Annotated in this window: 25 protein-coding genes; 11 read left to right on the top strand and 14 right to left on the bottom strand. The window is 71.2% G+C overall.

What is annotated here, in order from left to right:
- Window positions 1–2: 2 nt before the first annotated feature.
- From ybaK to ACN27F_RS22200, 5 genes are all read left to right on the top strand, one after another.
- Window positions 3–482 (top strand): Cys-tRNA(Pro) deacylase, encoded by a 480-nt coding sequence (gene ybaK, locus ACN27F_RS22220; RefSeq protein ID WP_421436439.1) that lies wholly within the window; start codon window positions 3–5, stop codon window positions 480–482.
- A gap of 378 nt (window positions 483–860) precedes the next feature.
- The gene (locus ACN27F_RS22215) at window positions 861–1,949 is read left to right on the top strand and encodes a substrate-binding domain-containing protein (RefSeq protein WP_421436437.1); all 1,089 of its coding nucleotides are present in this window, start codon (window positions 861–863) and stop codon (window positions 1,947–1,949) included.
- Between the two features lie 115 nt (window positions 1,950–2,064).
- Window positions 2,065–2,868, top strand: coding sequence for an ATP-binding cassette domain-containing protein (locus ACN27F_RS22210; RefSeq protein ID WP_421436436.1), 804 nt, complete (start codon window positions 2,065–2,067; stop codon window positions 2,866–2,868).
- A complete protein-coding gene (locus ACN27F_RS22205) occupies window positions 2,865–4,124 on the top strand; it encodes a sugar ABC transporter permease (protein ID WP_421436434.1) in 1,260 nt (419 codons plus the stop codon). The genes ACN27F_RS22210 and ACN27F_RS22205 overlap by 4 nt, the downstream gene beginning before the upstream one ends.
- A gap of 19 nt (window positions 4,125–4,143) precedes the next feature.
- Window positions 4,144–5,337 (top strand): ROK family protein, encoded by a 1,194-nt coding sequence (locus ACN27F_RS22200; protein WP_421436431.1) that lies wholly within the window; start codon window positions 4,144–4,146, stop codon window positions 5,335–5,337.
- A gap of 239 nt (window positions 5,338–5,576) precedes the next feature.
- Here the strand turns inward: ACN27F_RS22200 and ACN27F_RS22195 are convergent, their stop codons facing one another.
- From ACN27F_RS22195 to ACN27F_RS22150, 10 genes are all read right to left on the bottom strand, one after another.
- Window positions 5,577–5,831 (bottom strand): hypothetical protein, encoded by a 255-nt coding sequence (locus tag ACN27F_RS22195; protein WP_421440389.1) that lies wholly within the window; start codon window positions 5,829–5,831, stop codon window positions 5,577–5,579.
- Between the two features lie 11 nt (window positions 5,832–5,842).
- Entirely contained in the window at window positions 5,843–6,889 is a 1,047-nt protein-coding gene (tsaD, locus tag ACN27F_RS22190) for a tRNA (adenosine(37)-N6)-threonylcarbamoyltransferase complex transferase subunit TsaD (RefSeq protein ID WP_421436428.1), read from the bottom strand.
- The gene (gene rimI / locus ACN27F_RS22185; protein WP_421436426.1) at window positions 6,882–7,334 is read right to left on the bottom strand and encodes a ribosomal protein S18-alanine N-acetyltransferase; all 453 of its coding nucleotides are present in this window, start codon (window positions 7,332–7,334) and stop codon (window positions 6,882–6,884) included. Before rimI ends, tsaD begins: the two co-directional genes overlap by 8 nt.
- Window positions 7,331–8,020, bottom strand: coding sequence for a tRNA (adenosine(37)-N6)-threonylcarbamoyltransferase complex dimerization subunit type 1 TsaB (tsaB, locus tag ACN27F_RS22180; RefSeq protein WP_421440387.1), 690 nt, complete (start codon window positions 8,018–8,020; stop codon window positions 7,331–7,333). The genes rimI and tsaB overlap by 4 nt, the downstream gene beginning before the upstream one ends.
- A 184-nt stretch (window positions 8,021–8,204) precedes the next feature.
- Window positions 8,205–8,909 carry a uracil-DNA glycosylase gene (ung, locus tag ACN27F_RS22175; protein ID WP_421436423.1) on the bottom strand — a complete coding sequence of 235 codons (705 nt, stop codon included), beginning with the start codon at window positions 8,907–8,909 and terminating at the stop codon, window positions 8,205–8,207.
- 43 nt (window positions 8,910–8,952) lie between these two features.
- On the bottom strand, window positions 8,953–9,459 hold the full coding sequence (gene tsaE / locus ACN27F_RS22170; protein ID WP_421436421.1) for a tRNA (adenosine(37)-N6)-threonylcarbamoyltransferase complex ATPase subunit type 1 TsaE: 507 nt from the start codon (window positions 9,457–9,459) through the stop codon (window positions 8,953–8,955).
- On the bottom strand, window positions 9,456–10,544 hold the full coding sequence (locus ACN27F_RS22165; RefSeq protein ID WP_421436419.1) for an alpha/beta fold hydrolase: 1,089 nt from the start codon (window positions 10,542–10,544) through the stop codon (window positions 9,456–9,458). The genes tsaE and ACN27F_RS22165 overlap by 4 nt, the downstream gene beginning before the upstream one ends.
- On the bottom strand, window positions 10,541–11,659 hold the full coding sequence (gene alr / locus ACN27F_RS22160) for an alanine racemase (protein WP_421436416.1): 1,119 nt from the start codon (window positions 11,657–11,659) through the stop codon (window positions 10,541–10,543). Before alr ends, ACN27F_RS22165 begins: the two co-directional genes overlap by 4 nt.
- A 57-nt stretch (window positions 11,660–11,716) precedes the next feature.
- Complete coding sequence (locus ACN27F_RS22155) at window positions 11,717–13,198, bottom strand: NAD(P)H-hydrate dehydratase (RefSeq protein WP_421436415.1); 1,482 nt, start codon at window positions 13,196–13,198, stop codon at window positions 11,717–11,719.
- Entirely contained in the window at window positions 13,195–13,470 is a 276-nt protein-coding gene (locus tag ACN27F_RS22150; RefSeq protein WP_421436412.1) for a hypothetical protein, read from the bottom strand. The genes ACN27F_RS22155 and ACN27F_RS22150 overlap by 4 nt, the downstream gene beginning before the upstream one ends.
- A 161-nt stretch (window positions 13,471–13,631) precedes the next feature.
- On the opposite strand from ACN27F_RS22150, the gene ACN27F_RS22145 reads away from it, so the two are divergent.
- Together ACN27F_RS22145 and ACN27F_RS22140 are read left to right on the top strand one after the other, a co-directional pair.
- Window positions 13,632–13,949 (top strand): hypothetical protein, encoded by a 318-nt coding sequence (locus ACN27F_RS22145; protein WP_421436410.1) that lies wholly within the window; start codon window positions 13,632–13,634, stop codon window positions 13,947–13,949.
- Window positions 13,946–15,508, top strand: a complete 1,563-nt coding sequence (locus ACN27F_RS22140; RefSeq protein ID WP_421436408.1) for an alpha/beta hydrolase — start codon at window positions 13,946–13,948, stop codon at window positions 15,506–15,508. Before ACN27F_RS22145 ends, ACN27F_RS22140 begins: the two co-directional genes overlap by 4 nt.
- A 38-nt stretch (window positions 15,509–15,546) precedes the next feature.
- Here the strand turns inward: ACN27F_RS22140 and glmS are convergent, their stop codons facing one another.
- Window positions 15,547–17,484, bottom strand: coding sequence for a glutamine--fructose-6-phosphate transaminase (isomerizing) (gene glmS / locus ACN27F_RS22135; RefSeq protein ID WP_421436406.1), 1,938 nt, complete (start codon window positions 17,482–17,484; stop codon window positions 15,547–15,549).
- Window positions 17,485–17,664: 180 nt separating this feature from the next.
- On the opposite strand from glmS, the gene ACN27F_RS22130 reads away from it, so the two are divergent.
- The gene (locus ACN27F_RS22130) at window positions 17,665–18,843 is read left to right on the top strand and encodes a pyridoxal phosphate-dependent aminotransferase (RefSeq protein WP_421440385.1); all 1,179 of its coding nucleotides are present in this window, start codon (window positions 17,665–17,667) and stop codon (window positions 18,841–18,843) included.
- 14 nt (window positions 18,844–18,857) lie between these two features.
- Here the strand turns inward: ACN27F_RS22130 and glmM are convergent, their stop codons facing one another.
- The 3 genes from glmM to rplM form a co-directional block, all read right to left on the bottom strand.
- Complete coding sequence (glmM, locus tag ACN27F_RS22125) at window positions 18,858–20,222, bottom strand: phosphoglucosamine mutase (protein WP_421436404.1); 1,365 nt, start codon at window positions 20,220–20,222, stop codon at window positions 18,858–18,860.
- Between the two features lie 215 nt (window positions 20,223–20,437).
- Entirely contained in the window at window positions 20,438–20,920 is a 483-nt protein-coding gene (gene rpsI / locus ACN27F_RS22120) for a 30S ribosomal protein S9 (RefSeq protein WP_421436402.1), read from the bottom strand.
- 20 nt (window positions 20,921–20,940) lie between these two features.
- Complete coding sequence (gene rplM, locus ACN27F_RS22115) at window positions 20,941–21,384, bottom strand: 50S ribosomal protein L13 (RefSeq protein ID WP_421436399.1); 444 nt, start codon at window positions 21,382–21,384, stop codon at window positions 20,941–20,943.
- A 573-nt stretch (window positions 21,385–21,957) separates the two neighbouring features.
- On the opposite strand from rplM, the gene ACN27F_RS22110 reads away from it, so the two are divergent.
- Genes ACN27F_RS22110 through ACN27F_RS22100 form a run of 3 tightly spaced genes read left to right on the top strand, consistent with a single transcriptional unit; the run spans window position 21,958 to window position 23,488 of the window.
- Window positions 21,958–22,179 carry a hypothetical protein gene (locus tag ACN27F_RS22110; protein WP_421440618.1) on the top strand — a complete coding sequence of 74 codons (222 nt, stop codon included), beginning with the start codon at window positions 21,958–21,960 and terminating at the stop codon, window positions 22,177–22,179.
- Window positions 22,176–22,400: a nitrite reductase (NAD(P)H) small subunit gene (locus tag ACN27F_RS22105; protein WP_421436397.1), complete on the top strand. Its 225-nt coding sequence runs from the start codon at window positions 22,176–22,178 to the stop codon at window positions 22,398–22,400. Before ACN27F_RS22110 ends, ACN27F_RS22105 begins: the two co-directional genes overlap by 4 nt.
- Window positions 22,400–23,488 carry a uroporphyrinogen-III synthase gene (locus ACN27F_RS22100; protein ID WP_421436394.1) on the top strand — a complete coding sequence of 363 codons (1,089 nt, stop codon included), beginning with the start codon at window positions 22,400–22,402 and terminating at the stop codon, window positions 23,486–23,488. Before ACN27F_RS22105 ends, ACN27F_RS22100 begins: the two co-directional genes overlap by 1 nt.
- Window positions 23,489–23,564 lie beyond the last annotated feature (76 nt).

Here is a 23,564-nt window from a genome sequence, read left to right as displayed (position 1 = left end):
GCATGGCAGGCACGGCGACCCCGGCGACGGCACTGCTGACCAAGCGTCGGGTGCCGTTTCGCACCCATCCGTACCAGGTGTCGCCGGACACCCCGGACTACGGCGCGGCCGTCGCCGTCGCGCTCGGTGTCCCCGCCGAACAGGTCTTCAAGACCCTCGTCGCGCAGGTCGACGGCACCCTGGCGGTCGGGATCGTGCCGGTGACCGGTGACCTCGACCTGAAGGCCCTGGCCGCGGCGTTGGACGGCAAGCGGGCCGCGCTGGCCGACCGGACGCTCGCCGAACGGACCACCGGCTACGTGCGTGGCGGCATCTCCCCGCTGGGCCAGCGCAAGCGACTGCCGACGGTGCTCGACGTCTCGGCCAAAGGCCTTGCCGAGGTGTACGTCTCCGCCGGCCGCCGCGGCCTGCAACTGAGCCTGGCCCCGGCGGCCCTGATCACGTTGACCGGCGCCCGCCTGGCCCCCATCGCCACTCGCTGACCGCGACGATCTTGGAGTCATCGCGGGTATTCGCCCTATTTATCCCGCGATAAGTCCAAGATCGACGGAAGGGCGGGGCGGGAAGATGTCTGCCGCGTTGCTGAATTGTTATCGCGAGCAACAAAACTGGTGACGTCATCGGTCTTGTGCTGGGCGCCACAGTCCTAATACGTTGCCGGACACAACAAAACTGTGGCGGACCCGTCCCGACCAGCGACAAGACAGGTCGAGGACAGGCCGCCAGCGACTGGGCGGCGGGTCGGGCGCCCTCCCGCACCGCCGCGTCCGAACCACACCTGCTGCCAAACATCAGCAAGACGTACGAACAGCACAAGGCCCCTTGTACGCGAACATCACCCCCCTGAAAGGACCCGAGCTATGCGCAAAGGGATCCTCAGCGCCGTCGCCGCCGGCCTGCTCGTCACCGGCAGCCTGGCTGCCTGCGGCAGCGACACCGACAGCGAAACCGGCGCACCGACCCCGAAGATCGGGGTGATCCTGCCGGACAGCGCCTCGTCCGACCGGTGGGAAACCGCCGACCGCCGCTTCCTGCAGGAAGCGTTCGACGACGCCGGCGTCGAGTCGATCATCCAGAACGCCCAGGGCGACAAGTCGCAGTTCCAGACCATCGCCGACCAGATGATCACCGCCGGGGCCACCGTCCTGATGATCGTCAACCTCGACTCCGGCACCGGCAAGGCCGTCCTGGACAAGGCCAAGCAGCAGGGCGTCGCCACCATCGACTACGACCGGCTGACCCTCGGCGGCTCCGCCGAGTACTACGTCAGCTTCGACAACGAAGCGGTCGGCAAGCTGCAGGGCGAGGGCCTGGTCAAGTGCCTGACCGACGCCGGCGTGGAAAAGCCGACGATCGCCACCCTCAACGGTTCCGAGACCGACAACAACGCCACCCTGTTCAAGAACGGCTACGACGGGGTGCTCGACCCGCTGTACGAATCCGGCGAGTACGTCAAGGGCCCGGACCAGTGGGTGCCCGACTGGGACGGCGCGCAGGCGACGACGCTGTTCGAGCAGATGCTGACCCAGACCGGCGGTGAGATCGACGGCGTGCTGGCCGCCAACGACACCCTGGGCAACGCGGCGATCTCGGTGCTCAAGCGCAACCAGCTCAACGGCCGGGTGCCGGTGACCGGGCAGGACGCCACCCCGCAGGGCCTGCAGAACATCCTCGCCGGCGACCAGTGCATGACCGTCTACAAGGCAATCAAGGCCGAGGCGCAGGCCGCCGCCGACCTGGCGATCGCCCTGGCCAACGGCGAACGCAAGGAGGTCGCGCAGACCGTCGCCGACCCGGAGACCGACCGGGAGGTGCCGTCGGTTCTGCTCACCCCGCAGGCCATCTACAAGGACAACGTGGTCGACGTGGTGAACGACGGCTACGTCACCGCCGACGAACTCTGCGTGGACGATTTCGCCGAGCTCTGCGCCGAGGCCGGCATCAGCTGACCGGCGTGCCGGCCCGACCGGCGGCCAACCGCGGGTGCCACCCGGCCATCCATGCCGGGTGGCACCCGCCGGCGCCGGCACCGGACGGACACCCCCTGACTAAGGAGACCCATCCGTGTCCGCGACCCCCCTGCTGCAGCTGCACGGCATCGACAAAAACTTCGGTCCCGTCCAGGTCCTCCGCAGCGTCGACTTCGCCGTACACGCTGGCGAGGTGACCGCCCTGGTGGGCGACAACGGCGCCGGCAAATCCACGCTGGTCAAGTGCATCAGCGGCATTCACCCGATCGACCATGGCAAGATCGTGTTCAACGGGCGGCCGGTGACCATCCACAACCCACGAGACGCCGCGTCGCTCGGCATCGAGGTCGTGTACCAGGACCTCGCGCTCTGCGACAACCTCGACATCGTGCAGAACATGTTCCTCGGGCGGGAGAAGCGCTCCGGGATCATCCTCGACGAGGCGACCATGGAACAGATGGCCGCGGACACCCTCGCCGGGCTCTCCGTACGAACCGTCACGTCGCTGCGTCAGCACGTCGCCAGCCTCTCCGGCGGACAGCGGCAGACCGTCGCCATCGCCAAGGCGGTGCTCTGGAACAGCAAGGTCGTCATCCTCGACGAGCCCACCGCCGCGCTCGGCGTCGCCCAGACCGCCCAGGTTCTGGAACTGGTCCGGCGGCTGGCCGACAACGGTCTGGCCGTCGTGCTCATCTCGCACAACATGAACGACGTCTTCGCCGTCTCGGACCGGATCGCCGCGCTGTATCTCGGCCAGATGGTCGCCCAGGTGCGCAGCACGGAGATCACCCATGCGCAGATCGTGGAGCTGATCACCGCAGGGCGCAGCGGACAGCTCGGCCTGCAGGCCGACAACGGCACCGAGTACGCCACCAGCCCGGGGGGAATCACCCGATGAGCACCGTCACCTCCACCGCCCCGCGCTCGGCCCCCGCCGCCAGCGCCGGCTCACCCGGCGTCGGTGAGCACGTCCGCAACTACCTGTCCCGGCTGCGCGGCGGGGACCTCGGCGCGCTGCCGGCGATCCTCGGCCTGGTCGTGCTCTGCACGGTCTTCTCGATCGTGCGCCCCAGCTTCTTCACCGCCGGCAACTTCGCCAACCTGTTCATCCAGGGCGCGGCGGTCACCTTGATCGCGATGGGACTGGTCTTCGTCCTGCTGCTCGGTGAAATCGACCTGTCCGCCGGCTTCGCCAGCGGCGTCTGCGCCGCCATCCTCGCGGTGCTCTCCACCGAGATGGGCCTGCCCTGGTACGTCGCCGTCGCGGCGGCGGTCGCCACCGGCACGGTGATCGGCACCGTCCTCGGCTTCCTGGTCGCGAAGGTCGGGATCCCGTCGTTCGTGGTGACCCTCGCCGCGTTCCTCGCCTTCCAGGGGCTGGTCCTGCTGCTGATCCACGGCGGCACGAACATCTCGATCCGCGACAGTGTGCTGATCGCCATCGTCAACCGCAACGTGCCGCCGCTGATCGGCTGGGCGATGTTCGGTGTCGGCATCGCCGGCTTCGCCCTGGTGCAGCTGCTGCGCTATCGCAAGCGCGCCAAGAAAGGGCTGGTCAGCGACCCGCTGCCGGTGGTGTTCGCCCGCATCGTGATGCTGGCCGGGGTCACCGGCTCGGCGGTCTACATCCTCAACCTGGAACGCAGCGTCAATCCGCTGATCACCTCGCTGCGCGGGGTGCCGATCGTGGTGCCGGTCATCGTAGTGCTGCTGATCTTCTGGACGTTCGTGCTGCACCGCACCGCGTACGGCCGGCACATCTACGCCGTTGGCGGCAACCGGGAAGCGGCCCGTCGGGCCGGCATCACCGTCGACCGGATCCGCATCTCCGCGTTCATGATCTGCTCGTCGATGGCCGCCGTCGGCGGTATCGTGGCGGCCAGCCGGGGCAACTCGGTGGACGCCAACACCGGCGGCAGCAACGTGCTGCTGTTCGCGGTCGGGGCCGCGGTCATCGGTGGCACCAGCCTGTTCGGTGGCAAGGGACGGGTGCTCGACGCCGTGCTCGGCGGCGCGGTGGTCGCGGTGATCGAGAACGGGATGGGTCTGCTCAACGCCAGTTCCGGGGTGAAGTTCCTGTTCACCGGGCTGGTGCTGCTGCTGGCCGCGAGCGTCGACGCGCTGTCGCGCCGCCGAGCCGCCCAGGCGCGATGACGGTGGAGAAGACTGCACCATGCGGGCAGGGCCCAGCCAGGAGGAGATCCGCCGGCAGAACCTCGGTGCGCTGCTGCGATACGTACACCTGCACGGCCCCACCTCCCGGGCCGAGCTGACCACCGCGCTCGGGCTCAACCGCAGCACCATCGGTGCCCTCACCGCAGACCTGGCCGCCGTCGGCCTGGTCGGTGAGGACGGCAGCCGGGAAACCGGCCGGGCCGGACGGCCGTCACTGGTCGTCCGGCCCCGCTCCGACCGGGTGTACGCGTACGCGCTGAGCATCGAGGTGGACCGGCTGCGCGCGGCGCGGGTAGGGCTGGGCGGACGGATTCTCGACGAGCGGACCGCCGAGCGGCCCCGGGGCACGCTGGCCGCCGAAGCGGTCGGGCCGCTCACCGCGTTCGTCAAGGAACTGCACCAGGCGGTGCCGGCCGGGTCGGTCTGCGCCGGCAGCGGAGTCGCGGTCTGCGGGCTGGTCCGCCGCGACGACGGCATGGTCCGGCTCGGGCCGACCATGGGCTGGGTGGACGAGCCGCTCGGCACCGCGCTGGCCGAGGCCCTCGGCGATGACCGGGGTGTACTGGTCGGCAACGTCTCCGACGTGTGCGCGCTGGCCGAGCACGCCCGGGGCGCGGCGGTCGGCTGCGACAACGTCATCTACCTGTACGGCGACGTCGGCGTCGGAGCGGGGATCATCACCGGTGGCCGGCGGATGACCGGGCACGGCGGGTACGGCGGTGAGGTCGGCCACATGGTGGTGCATCCCGGTCCCGGGGGCCGGCCCTGCCTGTGCGGCTCGCGCGGCTGTTGGGAGACCGAGATCGGCGAGCACGCGCTGGTCCGGGCGGCGGGTCGGGCCGACACGGTCGGCCGGGAGGCGGTGCTGGCCGTCGTCGACGCCGCCGACCGAGGCGACAGCATGGCCCAGTCGGCGATCCGCCAGATCGGTGACTGGCTCGGTTTCGGTGTGGCCAACCTGGTGAACATCTTCAACCCGGAGACGGTCGTCTTCGGTGGCACGCTGCGCGACGTCTACCTGGCGGCGGCGGCGCACGTACGCAGCCGACTGAACTCGACCGCGTTACCGGCCTGCCGGGAACACGTCCGGCTGCGCACCCCGAAACTCGGCGACGACGCCCAGCTGATCGGTGCCGCCGAGCTGGCCTTCGAGCAACTGCTCGCCGATCCGCTGGACGTCACCGCCGGTTAGCCGGTGGCCGGCAGGGCGGTAGACCGACTGGTGGCCGGCAGGGCGGTGGACCGGCCGGTGCCCTGCCAGACCCGGCGCCCGCCTGTGCCAGCCCGATGGCCAGCAGCACCAGACCCCAACGCACCAGCGCACCCGGGTTCGCGCCGGTCAGGCCGGCATCCACCGCTTGCCCGATCACGGCCGGCATCAGCGACTGGCTGACCAGCCACCGATTTACCACTGGTCGACAAGCGGCCTGGTCAGCGGTCGACCTGGGTGAAATCCCAACTGTGTGGCGGGCGGGTGACCAGGCGCAGCGGCGGATCGGGCAGGGCCAGCGGGCTGCCGCGCCACTTCGAGACGACCACCAGCCGGTCGTCCGTGGACGAGAAGACCTCACTGGCCAGGTGCAGCGGGCTGTGCTCGATCTCCGGCAGTGCGGTGTCGCACACCCAGGTGAGCAGTTCCGGCAGGCGGTTCGGTTCGGCCTTGGCCTCCCACATCCGCACGATCACGTCGCCGGACATTACACGCTCACCGTGGTCAGCGGCAGCGCGGAGTCGGCCGGCAGATCGAGCCGGCTGGCCGGTACCCCGGCGGCGACCAGATGCGAGCCGAGGGCGGCCACCATCGCCCCGTTGTCGGTGCACAGCTTCGGACGGGGCACCCGAACCTGGATTCCGTACCGCGCGCAGCGCTGCTCGGCCATTGCCCGCAGCCGGGAGTTGGCCGCCACACCACCGCCGATGACCAGGGTCTGCACGCCCCGGGTCCGGCAGGCGTCGATCGCCTTGGCGGTCAGCACGTCGCAGACCGCTTCCTGGAAGGATGCCGCGACGTCGGCCACCGGCACCGGTTCACCGGCCCGTTGCCGGGCCTCGACCCAGCGGGCCACCGCCGTCTTCAGGCCGGAGAACGAGAAGTCGAACCGGTGCGCGGCAAGATCCTTCGGCGCGGTGAGCCCACGCGGAAAGGCGATCCCCGTCGGGTCGCCGTCACGGGCGGACCGGTCGATCGGCGGTCCACCGGGAAACGGCAGGCCGAGCAGCCGGGCCACCTTGTCGAAGGCCTCCCCGGCAGCGTCGTCGATGGTCGCACCGAGCGGGGTGACCCCGGCCGTGAGGTCGTCGACCAGCAGCAGCGAGGAGTGACCGCCGGAGACCAGCAGCGCGATCGCCGGCTCCGGCAGCGGGCCATGCTCCAAAGTGTCCACCGCCACGTGCGCGGCGAGGTGGTTGACGCCGTAGACGGGCTTGTCGGTGGCGATCGCGTAGCCCTTGGCGGCCGCGACCCCCACCAGCAGCGCGCCCGCCAGGCCAGGCCCGGCGGTCACGGCGATCGCGTCGATGTCGGCGAGCGTCACGCCAGCGGTGTCGAGTGCACGGCGCATCGTCGGCACGATCGCCTCCAGATGGGCCCGGCTGGCCACCTCTGGCACCACCCCGCCGAAGCGGGCGTGCTCAGCCACGCTGGAGGCGAGTGCGTCGGCGAGCAGGGTGTGCCCACGCACGATCCCGACGCCGGTCTCGTCGCAGGAGGTCTCGATCCCGAGGACCAGGGGTTCGTCAGCCATCTCGCATCATCACCAGGGCATCAGTGTTGCTGGGTTGGTAGTAGCCACGGCGTATCCCGACCGGTTCGAAACCGTACCCCGCATACAGCCGTTGCGCAGGCGCGTTGTCCACCGCGACTTCGAGCAGCGTGCGCCGGGCACCGCGCCGGGTCGCCTCGTCCAGCAGGCTGGTCAGCAGGGTACGACCGGTACCGCGGCGCTGCGCGTCGCGGCGCACCGCGATGTTCTGCACCCACGCCTCGTCCGGGCGTTCCGGTGACCCGACGAGCGCCAGCCCGGCGTAGCCGGCGAGTTGGTCGGCGTCGTCGACCGCGACCAGGTAGAAGTGGTCGTTGGCCAACTCGTTCCAGAACATCTCCGCCGACCAGCGTTCGGCGCCGAACAGGTCCTCCTCTATCGGCAGTGCCTGCTCGATGTGCCACCAGCGGAACCGGGCGATCCTCACCGGAGCACCGGCTTGCGGGCGGTGGTCGCCACCGCGTCCGGGCGACGCAGATAGCACGGAGTGAGGTTTTCACCCGGCGCGGACGTGCGGACGCGGTCGGCGGCCAGTTCGACCAGCCGCAGGGCGCTCGGGTAGCGCGGCTGCGGTCGTACCGCGACGCCGAGGGCGTCCGCGTAGCGCAGCGCGCCGTCGCCGACCGCCGCGGTGACGCCCAGCCCGGGCAGGACCCGGCCGACCACGGCCGGGGTGTCCACCGCCGGTTCGGTGACCCGCTGGCCGTCGGCGTACACGGCCCAGTAGAGCTCGCGACGTCGGGCGTCGGTCGCGACCAGTACGGGGCCCCCGCCGAGGCCGGTGTCGGTGCCGGCCTCTCGGCCGAGGGCGTCCAGCGATACGACACCGTACGCCGCGATGTCGAGCGCGTGCGCGATGCTGGCGGCGGTGGCCAGGCCGACCCGCAGCCCGGTGAACGGACCCGGGCCGAGTCCGGCCACCACCGCCGTCAAGCCGGCGGGACCGGCTCCGGCCTCGGCCAGGACCGCGGCGATCTGCGGCGACAGCAACTCGCCGTGCGCGCGGGCGTCGACCGTGCACCGGCTGGCGGCCAGCCGTACATCCACGTCGGTGACCTCGGCCAGGGCGGCGGTCACCGCCGGCGTCGACGAGTCCAGCACCAGTACCAGCACGGTATGCACCCTAACCGGACACCTCGACGGGCCAGCGCTCGCCCGACACATTGCGTCGTCGACCGATGGACGTGCGGTCCCGGCTACCGGATCATCAGCTGACGTGCCAGTACCCGCACCGGGCGTCCATGTGGCGATGCTCCGGTCCGAGGCCACGAGCCGGAGGCCGAGCACGAGCCGACGCTCAGCCGGCGACCGGATGAGCATCCCCGCCGGTGCGTGCCCAGTCGATGGTGGGCAGTCCGGCGTCGGCCAACGCCTTGTTGGTCGCGCTGAACGGGCGACTGCCGAGGAACCCACGCGGATTCATCGGACTCGGGTGCCCGGCCTCCAGCACCACGTGTGCCGGGTTGGTGATCAGCTCCCGCTTGCGCCGGGCGTAGCCGCCCCAGAGCAGGAACACCGCCCGCTGGTCGCGAGCGTCAAGGGCCCGGATCGTCGCGTCGGTGAACTCCTCCCAGCCCTTGCCGGCATGCGAGCCAGGCTTGCCCTGCCGGACGCTGAGCACCGCGTTGAGCAGCAGCACTCCTTGGTCCGCCCAACCGGTCAGGTCACCACTGGGCGGCATCGGCACGTCGGCGTCGGCCGCAAGCTCCTTGAAGACGTTGCGCAGCGACGGCGGCACCGCCACCCCGGCACGGACGCTGAAGCTGAGCCCATGCGCCTGGCCGGCCCGGTGGTACGGATCCTGTCCGAGGATCAACACCCGGCACTGCTGCGGCGGGCAGAGCCGGTACGCGGTGAACAGATCCTCCTGTGGCGGGAAGACGGTCTGGGTCGCGTACTCGGCGGTGACGAACTCACCGAGCGCGGCGGTGCGTGCGGGGTCGAGGTGCGGGGCGAGCACCGCCGCCCAGGCCGGAGGCAGCATAGCCAGCAGGTCGAGCATCGAGGGCGCCTTCCGTGGGTTCGTGCGGGATGCGGGCCGCACTCTACGACGCGCCTACGACACCGCTGTCCAGGGTGGTCAGCCGCGTCGGCCAGTCGGCACCGGAACCGGCCAGCTCCACCTCGCGCGAGTCGTCGTCGGCCCGGGTCATCCGGATCAGCAGGTGCGCATCGGCGAGTTGCTCGACCATTCCTTCGCCCCACTCGACGACGGTGACCGAATCGTCGACGTCGGCGTCCAGGTCGAGATCGTCGATCTCGGCCCGCGGGTCCGTCGCCGCTCCCAGTCGGTAGGCGTCCGCGTGCACCAGGGTGAGCCTTCCGCCACGGGCCGCGTCCGGTGGATGCACCCGGGCGATGACGAACGTCGGCGAGGTGATCTCACCGCGCACTCCGAGGCCGGCGCCGATGCCCTGCACCAGGGCTGTCTTGCCGGCACCCAACGGTCCGGTGAGCACCACCAGGTCGCCGGGGCACAGCAGCCCGGCGAGGCGCCGGCCGAACTCGTGTGTCTGGCCCAGTTCGGCCAGACGTACCCGGATCTGCGTCATGACGGAATCTTCGCAAGGAAGGCGACCAGTGCCGTGGTCACCTCGTCGGCGTGTTCCAGCATCACCGCGTGCCCGCTGTCGGCCACCTTGACGAACTCGGCGCCGGGCAGCCGGCGCAGGATCTCCTCGGAGTGCGCCATCGGGATGATCATGTCCTTGCTACCCGAGATGACCAGCGTCGGGGTACGTTCCAGCACGGCGAGCGCCGGGTAGCGGGAGTGGGTCAGCAGGGTCCGCAGATAACGCGTGACGGTCTCGGCCGAGGTCCGCGAGTTCATCCGTTCGACGTAGCTGACCAGCGCCGGACTCGGCCGATCGGTACCGAATCCGTAACGCCGGGTGAGCAGCCAGGCCAGGTCGGACGACGCCAGCCGGGCCCGGTCGATCACCCCACCGGTCAGCCTGGTCGCGTTGTTGACCAACATCAACAGCGGTGAGCCGGCCCGGCTGAGCAACGCCGGCACGCCCTGTATCGCCTCGTCGACCAGGCTGCCGGAGGTGGCCATCAACACCACCCCCACCACCCGCTCGTGGAACATCTCCGGACAGCGCTCGGCCAGGGCCATGATGGTCATCCCGCCCATCGAGTGCCCGACGAGGATCAACGGCCCGCTCGGCGTCGTCTCGTCGATCACCGCCCGCAACGTCTCGCCCAGAGCGGCGATCTCGTAGTCACCCGACTCCAGTCGCCCGGATCGGCCGTGGCCGGGCTGGTCGTAGCAGACCATCCGGTACCTGCCGGCGCGGCTCAGCTCCCGACGCTGAAAGTGGAAGGTCCCCATGTCCAGGCAGTAGCCATGGACGAAAACGACAGTCGGTGCCGCCGGACTGTCGGCGATGGGCTCGACGACCTCCACGTACACGTCGGTGCCGTCGGCGGCGGTGACCACCCGGGTCTCGTCGTAGGGCAGTTGGTCGAAGGGCTCATCGGCGTACGGGTCGTCGGTCTCCCGCTTGAGCCGGCGGACCAGGACCCGTTCGGCGGCGACGGTCGCGGTCACCCCGGCCGCGGCCACCCCGAGAGCGGCACCGACGATCCCCGCGGTCCGGGCGAATCGCTGCGTCGGTGAGTATTGCCGGCTCACGGCCGGTCACCTGCGTAGATCCGGGGCACCCGTGGACTGCCGAACCGGGTGACGATCTCGTAGTTGATGGTGTCCACCGCCGCCGCCCAGTCGTCGGCGGTCGGCTCGCCGTGCCGGCCGTCGCCGAACAGGGTTGCCACGTCGCCCGCGGCGACCTCGTCGTCGCCGCAGTCGAGGACGATCTGGTCCATGCAGACCCGGCCAGCGATCCGTCGTATCCGGCCGGCGAGCTGGACCGGACCGCGGTTGGAGGCGTGCCGGGGCACCCCGTCGGCGTAGCCCAGCGGCACCACGGCGAGGGTGCCGGCCCGCTCGGTGTGGTACGTGTGCCCGTACGACACGCCCTGTCCGGCCGGGACCCGTTTGGTGAGCATCACCCGGGCCCGGACGCTCATCGCCGGCCGCAGCCCGAACCGCTCCCCCGGCACCGGCGACAGCCCGTAGCAGGCGATACCTGGGCGGACCAGGTCGAAGTGGGTGTCCGACCGGGTCAGGGTCGCCGCCGAGTTCGCCAGATGGCGGTAGCGCGGCCGTACGCCGAGCCGTTCGGCCACGGCCAGCCCGTCCCGGTACGCGGTGAGCTGACGGTCGATGGTGGCGTGTCCGGGAGCATCGGCGAAGACGAGATGGCTCCAGACGCCGACCAACTCGACCGTACCGTCGGACTGTGCCTTGGCGGCGGCCTCCACCAGGTCGGGCCAGTCCTCGGCGGTCGCGCCGCCACGTGCCAGCCCAGTGTCGACCTTGAGATGCAGCCGGGCCGGCCGGCCGGCGAGCTGCGCCGCGGTGACCGCCTCCGCGAGCAGGCCGCAGCTGCCGATGCCGATGTCGACGTCGGCGGCGATCGCCTCGTGCAGCGGCAGCCCTGGCGCGAGCAGCCAGGCCAGCACCGGCGCGGTCAGCCCGGCCCGACGCAGCTGCAGCGCCTCGCCGAGGGTGCAGACGCCGAGCCAGCCGGCACCGGCGTCGAGGACGGCGTGGGCGGTCGGCACCATGCCGTGGCCGTACCCGTCGCCCTTGACCACGGCCATCACCTCGGCGCTGGTGCCGGCCCGCAGCCGGGCCACGTTCTCCCGGATCGCGTCCAGGTCGACCCGCACCTGTGCCTGCCACATGCGTCCAGCCTACTGATCAGTCACCTGATCGGGCAGGTTCCGCGCTGGTCAGCTCGGCTACCCGCTGGTCAGCTCGGCTACCACCGGCCGCAACGCGGCCGCCACCTCGACCGCGGTGACCGGCCCGCCGCGGGCGGCCTCCCGCCCGGCCAGTCCGTGTACGTACGCCGCGGCGAGCGCGGCCCGCTCCGGCGCCAGACCGGCAGCGAGTAGCGAGCCGAGCAGACCGGCCAGCACATCGCCGGTCCCGCCGGTGGCCAGCGCGGGCGTCCCGGTGGGGTTGACGAAGGCCCGGCCGTCCGGGCCGGCGACCACCGTCCGGTCGCCTTTCAGCAGCACGGTGGCCTGCATCCAGGCGGCCAGCCGCAGCGCGGCGCCGACCCGGTCGGCGCCGGACGTCCCGCCGGCCAGCCGGGCGAACTCCCGGTCATGCGGCGTGATCACGGTCGGTGCCCGACGGCTACGCAGCTGCTCCGACCAGGTCCCGTCGACCAGCATGGTGAGCGCGTCGGCGTCCAGCACGACCGGCACCGGCGCGGCCAGCACGGCCCGCAATTCGGCGGCGGCCGACTCGCCACCGCCCAGGCCGGATCCGCAGACCCAGGCCTGAACCCGGCCGGCGTCGGCGACCCGGCCGGTCGCGATGACCGACGGATGGTGCTGCAACACCTGCGTGTCGGCGCCGCCGGCGTAGCGGACCAGGCCCGTCGGGCCGGCCACCGCACCGCCGACGGAGAGCACGGCCGCGCCGGGGTATGTCACCGACCCGGTCGCCACCCCGACCACACCACGGTTGTACTTCTCGGCGGCCGGGGTGAGCCGGGGCCACCAGGCCGCCACGTCCGCCCGGCCCGGCAACTCGAAGGCGGGCGCGCCGCGCAACCACGGCCGCAGGCCGATGTCGACCAGGTCCAACTGGCCGACGCAGGCGGCCGCCGGCCCGACCGCCAGAGCCGGTTTGAGGCAGCCGAACGTGACGGTGGTGTCGGCGCGCACGGTCGCCGTCGGGACCGGGTCGCCATTGCCCCCCGGTAACGCCCCGGTGTCCACCGCCACCCCGCTGGGTACGTCGACCGCGACCAGCGTCGCCCGCCCGCCGCTCGGGGTGGTCAGCTCGGCGGCCCGAGCGATCGCGCCCGCCGCCGGCTCCCGTAGACCACCGCTGCCACCGATCCCGACGATGCCGTCGAGGACCAGGTCGGCGTGCCGGCCGACGGCATCGGTGACCCGGCCACCGGCAGCCCGTAGGGCGGTCAGTCCGCCGGGGTGCGCCCGCTGCGGTGCGAGCAGCAGTGCGTCCACCCGAGCACCTCGCCGAGCCAGCCGGGCACCGGCGTAGAGCGCATCGCCGCCGTTGTCGCCAGAGCCGACCAGCAGCAGCACTCGCGCGCCGTACACGCCACCGCGATCGGCCAGCAGCAGGGCGCACCGGCGGGCCAGCCCGGCCGCGGCCCGCTGCATCAGCGTGCCCGGCGGCAGGGTCGCCATCAGGGCCTGCTCGGCGTTGCGCACGTCGGCCACCCGCCATACCGAGATCACCGCTGCGCCGCCACGATCGCCGCCACGATCGCCGCGGCGATGCCGTCGCCGTGCCAGCGCAGGCCGGCCGGCACACCCAAGGCCGTGACCACGGCCTTTTTGCCCATGGCCTTTTCACCCACGGCCGCCTTACCCACGGCCGCCTTACCCACGAAACCCACGGCCGCCTTACCCACGAACCGGGCGGCGAGCGACGCGGTCCGGGCCAGAGCCTGGGCGAAGCGCGCCACGCCGACCGCGTCGATGCCAACTCCCACGATCACGCCGACCACCCTACCGGCGTCGGTAGCCGGTGGAGGCTAACCGGCGCGGCGGTGGGCGGCAATGGGTGTGGACGACCCCGGCCTACCGGCTGGCCTGATTGTCCACAGGCAAATCACGACGGCGCCCCTGACGCCTACCGTCGACGCATCGTTTCGAGATGGAGGCAACCGTGGGTCAAATCCCGAGCCAGCACGGAGCCGCCGGTGCCGAGCCGGTCGCGGTCCGGCCGGCGGCGCTGCTGACGGCGGCGCACCGGCTCGCCGGGCTGGGCCACCAGTTGGGTCACGGGTTGGCCGGCGCTGGCGAGTTGGTCGTGGAGGCGCCGGGGTGGACGTCGGCCGCCGCCCTGGTGGAAGTGGAGGTGGCCGTGCACCGGCAGCTGTGCGGCTCCGGCGCACTTGCCGCCACGGCCGGGCGGGCGCTGCGTACGACGGCGACCGGCTACCAGGATGCGGACCAGCGCGCTGTTCGGCGCCTGTTCAGGTGACGATCACCTACCGGCAGCTGTGGCGTGCCGACCCCGCCGCCTGGCAGCGGGCCGCCGTCGCCTGGCGGCGGCAGCAACCAGTGCTCGCCCGGCACGGGGACCGGGCCGCCACCACCGTCGACGACCTGCGCCAGGCGTGGTCCGGGACGGCCGCCGACGCGGCGACCGGGCAACTGGCCGGCTTGCACGAGCGGCTGGCCGCCGCCAGCCCGGCGCTGTTCACCGTGGATCAGATTCTCAGCGGGTACGCCGAGCAACTGGGCCGGGCCAAGTCCGTGCTCGCCACCTGGGTCGGCGTCGCCGGCGAACTCGGTCTGTCGGTGGACCGTGCCGGACAGGTCCGGGCCGACCCGGCGGTCACCCGCCCGGACGGGCCCACCTTGGCCGGGGCACGTCGGGTGGCCGCCGGCATCGAGCAGGCGCTCGCCATCGCCACCACGGCGGACACCGACGCCGCCCGCCGGCTCGACGACGCCGCCACCGCGGCCAGCCAGGGCTGGCCGGAGCGGCGACCGACGGACCGACCGGCACCGGGAGCCGGGCCGGCGGCGGTGCGCTCCTGGTGGGACGGGCTCGACCAGGCGGAACAACGGTGGCTCAGCCGGCACGAGCCGGGCTGGGTCGGCCGGCTCGACGGGCTGCCCGCCACCGCCCGGGATCAGGCCAACCGGCTGTTGCTGGCCCGACAGCGGGCCGCGCTGCTGGCCGAACGCGCCAGGCTGCTGACCACCGACGCGTACTCGGCGACGCTGGTGCCACAACTACGCCGCCTCGATCAGTTGTTGGCCGGCCTGGACACGGTCGCGGATCGGCTGGCCGCAGGCACCGGCCCGCGGGCCTACCTGCTGGCTCTCGATACCGGCACCGAAAACGGCGCTGCCGGGCGGGTGGTCGTGGCGCTGGGTGACCCGGACCGGGCGGACAACGTCCTGACCCATGTGCCGGGGATGGGCAGCGGGCTGGACCGGGCTGTCGGCGAACTGGATCGGGCACAGCGGGTGCAGCAGCGCTGCCACACGCTGGCACCGCAGGAGTCGACCGCAGCGGTGTTGTGGCTGGACTATACGGCGCCGGCGTTCGTGGACGAGGCCGCCAGCGCTCAGTTGGCCCACCGTGGCGCGGCCGACCTGCACCAGTTCCAGGCCGGCCTGCGCGCCGCCGGCCAGGGGGCCCCGGCCGAGTTGACCGTGCTCGGCCACAGCTACGGTTCGCTGGTCGTGGGTACGGCGGCGCACGAACCCGGGTTCGCCGCCGACAACGTGGTCTTCGTCGGCTCGCCGGGTGTCGGGGTGACCCGTGCCGACGACCTCGCGGTGCCGGCCGGTCAGGTGTGGGCGAGCACCGCGCCCGACGACGCGATCCGGCTGACCGGCCTGCCCCGGTGGCCGCCGGGCGAGCAGCTGTGGTTCGGGCCGGACCCGAGCGATCCGGCCTTCGGTGCCCGGGTCTTCACCAGCGACGCGTCCGGGCACGCGGGCTACTGGGCGGCCGACAACCCGGCGCTGGATTCGATGGCCCGGATCGTGCTGGGCACCGGACACCAGGCGACCGTGCGCTGACTGCGCTGACTGCGCTGACCAGGATCAGCTCACCGCGTTCACTCGACCGTGACCGACTTGGCCAGGTTACGGGGCTGATCGACGTCGTGGCCACGCGCAGCCGCGATCTCGCAGGCGAGCACCTGCAGCGGCACGGTGGTCAGCAGCGGGGCGAGCAGGGTCGGGGTCCGCGGTACGTAGATCAGATCGTCGGCGTAGGGAACGACGGCGGTGTCGCCCTCCTCGGCGATCACCACCGTACGGGCGCCCCGGGCGCGTACCTCCTGGATGTTCGACACGATCTTGTCGTGCAGCACGCCCCGGCCCGCCGGCGAGGGCACCACGCAGACCACCGGGGTACCCTCGTCGATCAGGGCGATCGGGCCGTGCTTGAGCTCGCCGGCGGCGAAGCCCTCGGCGTGCATGTAGGCGAGTTCCTTGAGCTTGAGCGCGCCTTCGAGAGCGACCGGGTAGCCGACGTGCCGGCCGATGAACAGCACCTGGTTGGCGCCGGCCAGTTCGCGGGCGAGCTGGCGTACCGGCTCCATCTCGGCGAGCACCTGGCGCAGCCTGTCCGGCACCTGGTGGAGTTGGCTGACGACGGCGGCCACCTCGTCGGCGTACTTGATGCCGCGCACCTGGGCCAGGTGCAGCCCGATCAGGTAGCAGGCGACCAGCTGGGTGAGAAATGCCTTGGTGGAGGCCACCGCGATCTCCGGACCGCCGTGGGTGTAGAGCACCGCGTCCGACTCACGCGGGATGGTGGAGCCGTTGGTGTTGCAGATCGCCAGGACGCGTGCCTTCTGCTCCTTGGCGTGCCGCAACGCCATCAGGGTGTCCATCGTCTCCCCGGACTGGGAGATCGCCACGACCAGGGTGGACCGGTCGAGGACCGGGTCACGGTAGCGAAACTCGCTGGCCAGCTCGACCTCGCACGGGATACGGGTCCAGTGCTCGATGGCGTACTTGGCGACCAGACCGGAGTGGTACGCGGTGCCGCAGGCGATGATGAAGATCTTGTCGGCGTCCCGGAGGTCCTGGTCGGTCAGGCGAACCTCGTCGAGCATGATCTCGCCGGCCTCGGTGAGCCGACCGAGCAGCGTGTCGGCGACCGCCTGCGGCTGCTCGGCGATCTCCTTGAGCATGAAGTAGTCGTAGCCGCCCTTCTCCGCGGCCGAGGCGTCCCAGTCGATGTGGAAGTCCCGGCCGAGCGCGGGAGCGCCGAAGAAGTCGGTGATCTCGATGTCGCCCGCGGTGATCAGCACGACCTGGTCCTGGCCGAGTTCGACCGCGTCCCGGGTGTGCTCGATGAACGCGGACACGTCGCTGGCCAGGTAGTGTTCGCCGACGCCCCGCCCGACGACCAGCGGGGAGTTGCGTCGGGCGCCGACCACCGCACCGGGGATGCCCGCGTCGACCGCGAGCAGGGTGAAGGCACCCTCCAGGCGCTGGACGACGCGGCGCATCGCGGCGGCGAGCAGTTGCGGGCCGTCGGGCTCACCGACGGCCCGCAGATCGGTCAGGGCGGCGGCGAGCAGATGGGCCACGCATTCGGTGTCGGTGTCGCTGACGAACTCGACACCGTCGGCTTCCAACTCGGCGACGAGCTTGGCGAAGTTCTCGATGATCCCGTTGTGGATGACCGCGATCCGGCCGTCGCGGGACAGGTGCGGGTGGGCGTTGCGGTCGGTCGGGCCGCCGTGCGTCGCCCAGCGGGTGTGCCCGATCCCGGCGGTGCCGTCGCCGATGCCCACCATGGGCGGGCGGCCGAGCGGCCGGGCGGCCGCGCCGTCGGCCCGGGCCGAGCCGAATCGTTCGTCGCCCAGCGTCTTCTCCAGGTTGCTGAGCTTGCCGGCCCGCTTCTCGGTGCGCAGCTCGTCGTCGCAGACGATCGCGACGCCCGCCGAGTCGTAGCCGCGGTATTCCAGTCGCCGGAGTCCGTCCAACACGATGCCCAACGCCGGCCGCGCGCCGACGTATCCCACGATTCCGCACATGGTCCGTAGCGTAACCCACGATCGCTCACCAGCGGTGCTCATAACCCCCTGGATCACTCAGCGACTCTGATCGCTTATCGGCTATGCGGAACATTTAGGGCAAAATACGGGTGGTGTCATCGATGTCAATGGACCGCATAAAGTGGCGAGGTGGTCACCTCTTCTGACGTACCCGCCGACATCAACCCTCTGGTTCAGCGAATGCGACCATTCGGGACGACGATTTTCGCCGAGATGTCCGCTCTGGCCACCCGAACCGGGGCAGTGAACCTCGGCCAAGGGTTCCCGGACACCGACGGGCCGGCGGAGATGCTGACCGCGGCAGCCGAAGCGCTGCGTTGCGGGCACAACCAGTACCCGCCGGGGCCCGGCCTACCCGTGCTGCGTACCGCGGTCGCCGGACACCAGCGGCGGTTCTGGGGCCTCGACTACGATCCCGATCGGGAAGTGCTGATCACGGCCGGGGCGACCGAGGCGATCACCGCGGCGATCCTCGCCCTGTGCGAGCCGGGCGACGAGGTCATCTGTTTCGAGCCCTACTACGACTCGTACGCCGCGGCGATCGCGCTGGCCGGCGCCGTCCGCCGGCCGGTCACCCTGCGCCCCGACGGAGACGGCCGGTACGCCTTCGACCCGGCTACGCTGCGGGCGGCCTTCGGGCCCCGTACCCGGATGGTGCTGGTCAACTCCCCGCACAACCCGACCGGCAAGGTGTTCACCCCGACCGAGCTGACCACCATCGCCGCGCTGTGCAACGAGCACGACGTCTGGGCGATCAGCGACGAGGTGTACGAGCACCTGGTCTTCACCGACGCCGACGCACCGCACATCCCGCTGGCCACCCTGCCCGGCATGCGGGACCGTACGCTACGTGTCTCGTCGGCGGGCAAGACCTTCTCCTGTACGGGTTGGAAGATCGGCTGGGCGAGTGGGCCACCGTCGCTGGTGGCCGCCACCACTCAGGTGAAGCAGTTCCTCACCTTCGTCAACGGTGGTCCGCTGCAGCCGGCGGTCGCCGTGGCCCTCGACCTACCGGACAGCTACTACACCGCGCTGCGCGACGGCCTGCAGGCCCAGCGGGATCAACTGGTGGCCGGCCTGTCCGCGGCCGGTTTCCGGGTGCTGGTACCGGAGGGCACCTACTTCACCACCGCCGACATCAGCGCCCTGGGCGGCACCGACGGGATCGAGTTCTGCCGGTCGCTACCGCAGCGCTGCGGCGTGGTAGCCGTACCGACACAGGTCTTCTACGACGATTCCGAGGCCGGTCGCCTGCTGGTACGTTTCGCCTTCTGCAAGCGCCCCGAGGTCATCGCGGAGGCGACCCGCCGCCTGTCGGCACTGCGCCGACGACGCTGACCGGCCTGGCCTGATCAGGCGGGACTGGCGGTACGGACCGTGTCGGCGATCCGCTCGGCGACCGATCGTGCGATCTCCACCGTCGCCGCCTCGACCATGACCCGGACCAGCGGCTCGGTCCCGGAGGGACGCAGCAGCACCCGACCGGTGCCGCCGAGATCGGCTTCGGCCTCGCCGGCCGCCGCCAGCACCGCCGGCGCTCCGGCACCGACGGTCCGATCCCCGACCGGCACGTTGATCAGCACCTGGGGCAGTTTGGTGACGGTGGCGGCCAGCTCCGCCAGCGACGATCCGGTGGCGGCCATCCGGGACATCAACTGCAGGCCGGTGAGGATGCCGTCACCGGTGGTGGCGAACGCGGGCATCACGATGTGTCCGCTCTGCTCCCCACCGAGCGCCAGGCCGCAGGCGCGCAACTCTTCCAGTACGTACCGGTCGCCGACCTTGGTCTCGACCAGCTTGATGCCCTCGCGAGACATGGCCAGGCGCAGACCGAGGTTGCTCATCACGGTGGCGACCAGGGTGTTGTCGGTGAGGGTGCCCGCTTCCCGCATGGCGAGGGCGAGGACGGCCATGATCTCGTCGCCGTCGACCTCGCTGCCGTCGGCGCTGACCGCCAGGCAACGGTCGGCGTCCCCGTCGTGCGCCAGGCCCAGATCGGCGCCGTGCGCGAGGACCGCCTGCCGGACCACCTGCAGGTGGGTGGAGCCGCAGCCATCGTTGATGTTGAGCCCGTCCGGCTCGGCGTTGATCGCGATGACCTCCGCACCGGCCTCCTGGTACGCGACCGGTCCGACCTCCGCAGCGGCACCGTTGGCGCAGTCGACCACCACCCGTAGCCCGTCCAGCCGGTGGTTGACCGTGCTGATCAGGTGGCTGATGTAGTGTTCGGCGCCGTCGAGCAGGTCGTGCACCCGGCCGATCCCGGCACCGGTCGGCCGGCGGCGACCGGTCGAACCGTCGCCTTCGATCGCCGAGCCGATCGCGGCCTCGATCCTCATCTCGATCTCGTCGGGCAGCTTCTGCCCACCCGCCGCGAAGAGCTTGATCCCGTTGTCCGGCATCGGGTTGTGCGAGGCGGAGAGCATCACCCCGAAGTCGGCCTTGGTCTCGCCGACCAGGAAGGCAACTCCCGGCGTGGGTAGCACACCGACCCGCAGCACGTTCGCGCCGGCACTGGTGAGGCCGGCGACCACGGCGGCTTCCAGCATCTCACCGCTGGCCCGTGGGTCCCGGCCGACCACGGCCAACGGCTGGCGGCCCGGATCCTGCTCGGCAAGGGTGTGTGCGGCGGCGACGGCAACCGCCAACGCGAGTTCCGGGGTGAGGTCGGCATTGGCCCGCCCGCGTACGCCATCGGTGCCGAACAGCCGTGCCATACCTGTCAACCTCCGGTGTTTCGCCTACGGCCTGCGTCGGGCCTGCGTCTGCCGCCGGCACCGGGTGAGTAGGACGCCCCATCCCGGACGGGCCGGTAACGCATGAAGATACTGCCGATTGGCGAAAGAAGTGATTCAATTGGACAAGAACGTACGGATGGCCGGGAAGCACCCCGATCGGGGGCATCCCGGCCATCCGTTCAGCCGTGCATCGACTAGCGCTTCGAGTACTGCGGAGCCTTACGGGCCTTCTTCAGACCGTACTTCTTGCTCTCCTTGACCCGGGCGTCCCGGGTGAGGAAGCCTGCCTTCTTCAGCGCCGGGCGGTCGTCGACGTCGTTGACGCACAACGCCCTCGCGATGCCCAGCCGCAGCGCGCCGGCCTGGCCGGTGATGCCGCCGCCACGCAGGTTGGCGAGCACGTCGAAGGACTCGGCCTTCTCCGCGGTGACCAACGGTTCACGGATCAGCTGCTGGTGCACCTTGCTCGGGAAGTACTCCTCGAGCTCGCGGCCGTTACAGAGGATCTTGCCGGAACCAGGGACGATCCGGACCCGGACGATGGCCTCCTTGCGGCGGCCGACGGTCTGGATGGGGCGTTCACCGCGCGGTGCCCGAACGACCGGGGCGGGCGTCGCAGCGGGGGCCACCTCGGTGTCGGCGATCGCGACCGGGCTGGCCTCGGTGGTGTCGGTCATGCTGTTTCCTTCGCCCGCGCTCACTGCGCGATCTGCTTGATCTCGAACGGCACCGGCTGCTGAGCGGTGTGCGGGTGCTCGGCACCAGCGTAGACCTTGAGCTTGCGGATCAGCTTCCGGCCGAGCTTGTTGTGCGGGAGCATGCCCTTGACGGCCAGCTCGATAGCCCGCTCGGGGCGCTTTTCCAGCAGCTCGTCGTAGCCGACCTGCTTGAGGCCGCCGGGGTAACCGGAGTGCCGGTAGGCAACCTTGGTGTGCCGCTTGTTACCGGTCAGCGCCACCTTGCCGGCGTTGACGACGATGACGAAGTCACCGGTGTCGACATGCGGCGCGAAAGTCGGCTTGTGCTTGCCGCGCAGCAGCGTGGCGGCGTGGGTGGCCAGGCGGCCCAGCACGACATCAGAGGCGTCGATAACGTGCCACTGACGCTCGATCTCACCCGGCTTCGGGCTGTACGTACGCACAGGTCTACCTTGTCTCGTCGTCGGTCTGGGGGTCGCGCGTCGGTCGTCAGGGACGCGCGAGCCGTCCGGTGAACCCGCCACCGGGTGACCGTCAGGTTGAACGCGCGCGAACGACAAGCATACCCCCAGCTGACCTGCCACACCGTAGACGGATGGCTGGTCCGGCGAGGGAACGCCCCTCGGCTGTCGCACAACAGCAGGCAACGATACCCGGTCGACACCGGGCCGGTCAAAACGAGCCTCCCTCCGACGATCTTGGACTTATCACGAGCATCTGCCCCATTTGTCGATTGACAAGTCCAAGATCGTCGGAGGAATCAGGTGGCGGATGGCCAACCCTCTGGAACCGATCCGTGTGAGCCGCTCTTAGCAGGCTCGAAACATTTGAGACGTCGCGGTGAAATCGCCTGACGGCACGCTTCGGACATGCCAGGCAGCGCGCACCTGACCACCGAGCCGCCGTCGCAGCCCGGACGCTCGACACCGGGGCACGCGATCAGGCGGAGCGAATGTGAACCGTAACATCATTGACGGCCGATCGTCCAATGTGCACACAGACCCGGAGGTGCGGACATGAACCGGTTGGTCGTCGTCGGCAACGACACGGTCGGCCAGCGGCTGGTCGAAGCGGCCCGTCCGCGGCGGCTGCGCCGCTTCACCTCCTTCGTCAACGCACCGGACGCGCCGGACCCGTCGATCACCTTCGAGGTGGAGCGTGGCCGGCCGGCACCGGCTCTGGCCGAGCGCCGGCCCGTCGCGCTCGGCCTTCCGACCACCCTGGGGGTACGCCGATGAGTGTGCAGACGACAGACGTCACCGGCCAGTGGACGCCGGTCTGCCCGGATGCCCGGGTGGAGCCAGAGCACGGGATGACCGGTACGCATGTCATGTCCCGCGGCATCGTCGGCGCCCGCGGTGACGTTCCGACCGTCGCGTCCCCCCTGCACAAGCAGGTGTACGGTCTGCGGACCGGCCAATGCCTCGACCTGCCGGACGTCACCGTGCAGGACCGGTAATGTCTGACGAGTTGTCCGGATTCACCATCGGCGTCACCGCCGATCGGCGGCGCGACGAACTCGCCGCGTTGCTGGAACGTCGCGGTGCCCGAGTGGTGCTCGCCCCGGCGCTGCGGATCGTGCCGCTGGCCGATGACACCGAGCTACGGGCGGCTACCCGGGCCTGTCTGGAAAGCCCGCCGGACGTGCTGGTAGCCAACACCGGCATCGGTATGCGCGGTTGGTTGGAGGCCGCCGAGGGCTGGGGGTTGGCCGAGCCGCTGCGGGCGGTGCTGGGTGGTGCGTACATCGTTGCCCGGGGGCCGAAGGCACGCGGTGCGATCCGCGCCGCCGGCCTGCACGATCACTGGTCACCGGCCTCGGAAAGCTGCGAGGAAGTGACCGACCACCTGCGGGCCCGTGGTGTGGCCGGACAGATCGTGGCCATGCAACTGCACGGCGAGCGGCAACCGGAGTGTTCGGCGGCGCTGGAGGCGGCCGGCGCGACTGTCATCGAGGTACCCGTCTACCGGTGGGCACCGCCGAGCGATCCGGCCCCACTGCACCGGCTGGTCGATCTGGTGACCGGCCGGCTGGTCGACGCGGTGACCTTCACCTCCGCGCCGGCGGTCGCGGCACTGTTGCGGGCAGCCGGAGCGAACGGGGAGGCGGTGCTCGAGGCGATGCGCACCGACGTACTGGCGGCGTGCGTCGGACCGGTGACCGCCGCACCGCTGCGCCGGCACGGCGTACCCGTGGTGGCACCGGCCCGGGCCCGGCTGGGCGCGCTGGTTCGCACTATCGTCGACGAGCTGCCTCGCCGGGCGGTCAACCTCAAGGTCGGTGGACATCTACTCACCCTGCGCGGGCACGCGGCGGTGATCGACGGTGAGCTGCGGCCGCTCGCGCCGGCACCGATGGCGGTGCTGCGGGCGCTGGCCCAGACGCCGGGACGGGTGCTGTCCCGGGCGGCACTGCTCCGTACGTTGCCACGGGGAGCCGACGAACACGCGGTGGAGATGGCGGTGGCCCGGCTACGGGCCGGGCTGGGCGCACCAGGCGTGATCCAGACCGTGGTCAAGCGCGGCTACCGGCTGCCCATCGACTGAGCCGCAGCGGCCGGCGGCGGGTGCCATACCGCCGGCTGTCGAGGCCAGGCGCGGCCGACACAACCGTGCCGGCCGC

Origin of the sequence: Solwaraspora sp. WMMB335 (assembly GCF_049179075.1) — a bacterium.
In the GTDB taxonomy this organism is placed as follows: domain Bacteria; phylum Actinomycetota; class Actinomycetes; order Mycobacteriales; family Micromonosporaceae; genus Micromonospora_E.
This window is presented reverse-complemented; position numbering and strand designations above follow the sequence as displayed.

Coding starts and splice junctions, on each gene's coding strand:
- glmS (WP_421436406.1), bottom strand. CDS start 17,484: ATGTGCGGAATCGTGGGATACGTCGGCGCGCGGCCGGCGTTGGGCATC.
- ACN27F_RS22200 (WP_421436431.1), top strand. CDS start 4,144: ATGCGGGCAGGGCCCAGCCAGGAGGAGATCCGCCGGCAGAACCTCGGT.
- ybaK (WP_421436439.1), top strand. CDS start 3: ATGGCAGGCACGGCGACCCCGGCGACGGCACTGCTGACCAAGCGTCGG.
- rpsI (WP_421436402.1), bottom strand. CDS start 20,920: ATGACCGACACCACCGAGGCCAGCCCGGTCGCGATCGCCGACACCGAG.
- ACN27F_RS22105 (WP_421436397.1), top strand. CDS start 22,176: ATGAGTGTGCAGACGACAGACGTCACCGGCCAGTGGACGCCGGTCTGC.
- tsaD (WP_421436428.1), bottom strand. CDS start 6,889: ATGGCTGACGAACCCCTGGTCCTCGGGATCGAGACCTCCTGCGACGAG.
- ACN27F_RS22205 (WP_421436434.1), top strand. CDS start 2,865: ATGAGCACCGTCACCTCCACCGCCCCGCGCTCGGCCCCCGCCGCCAGC.
- glmM (WP_421436404.1), bottom strand. CDS start 20,222: ATGGCACGGCTGTTCGGCACCGATGGCGTACGCGGGCGGGCCAATGCC.
- ACN27F_RS22110 (WP_421440618.1), top strand. CDS start 21,958: ATGAACCGGTTGGTCGTCGTCGGCAACGACACGGTCGGCCAGCGGCTG.
- tsaE (WP_421436421.1), bottom strand. CDS start 9,459: ATGACGCAGATCCGGGTACGTCTGGCCGAACTGGGCCAGACACACGAG.
- ACN27F_RS22100 (WP_421436394.1), top strand. CDS start 22,400: ATGTCTGACGAGTTGTCCGGATTCACCATCGGCGTCACCGCCGATCGG.
- ACN27F_RS22215 (WP_421436437.1), top strand. CDS start 861: ATGCGCAAAGGGATCCTCAGCGCCGTCGCCGCCGGCCTGCTCGTCACC.
- alr (WP_421436416.1), bottom strand. CDS start 11,659: ATGTGGCAGGCACAGGTGCGGGTCGACCTGGACGCGATCCGGGAGAAC.
- ung (WP_421436423.1), bottom strand. CDS start 8,909: ATGCTCGACCTGCTGGCTATGCTGCCTCCGGCCTGGGCGGCGGTGCTC.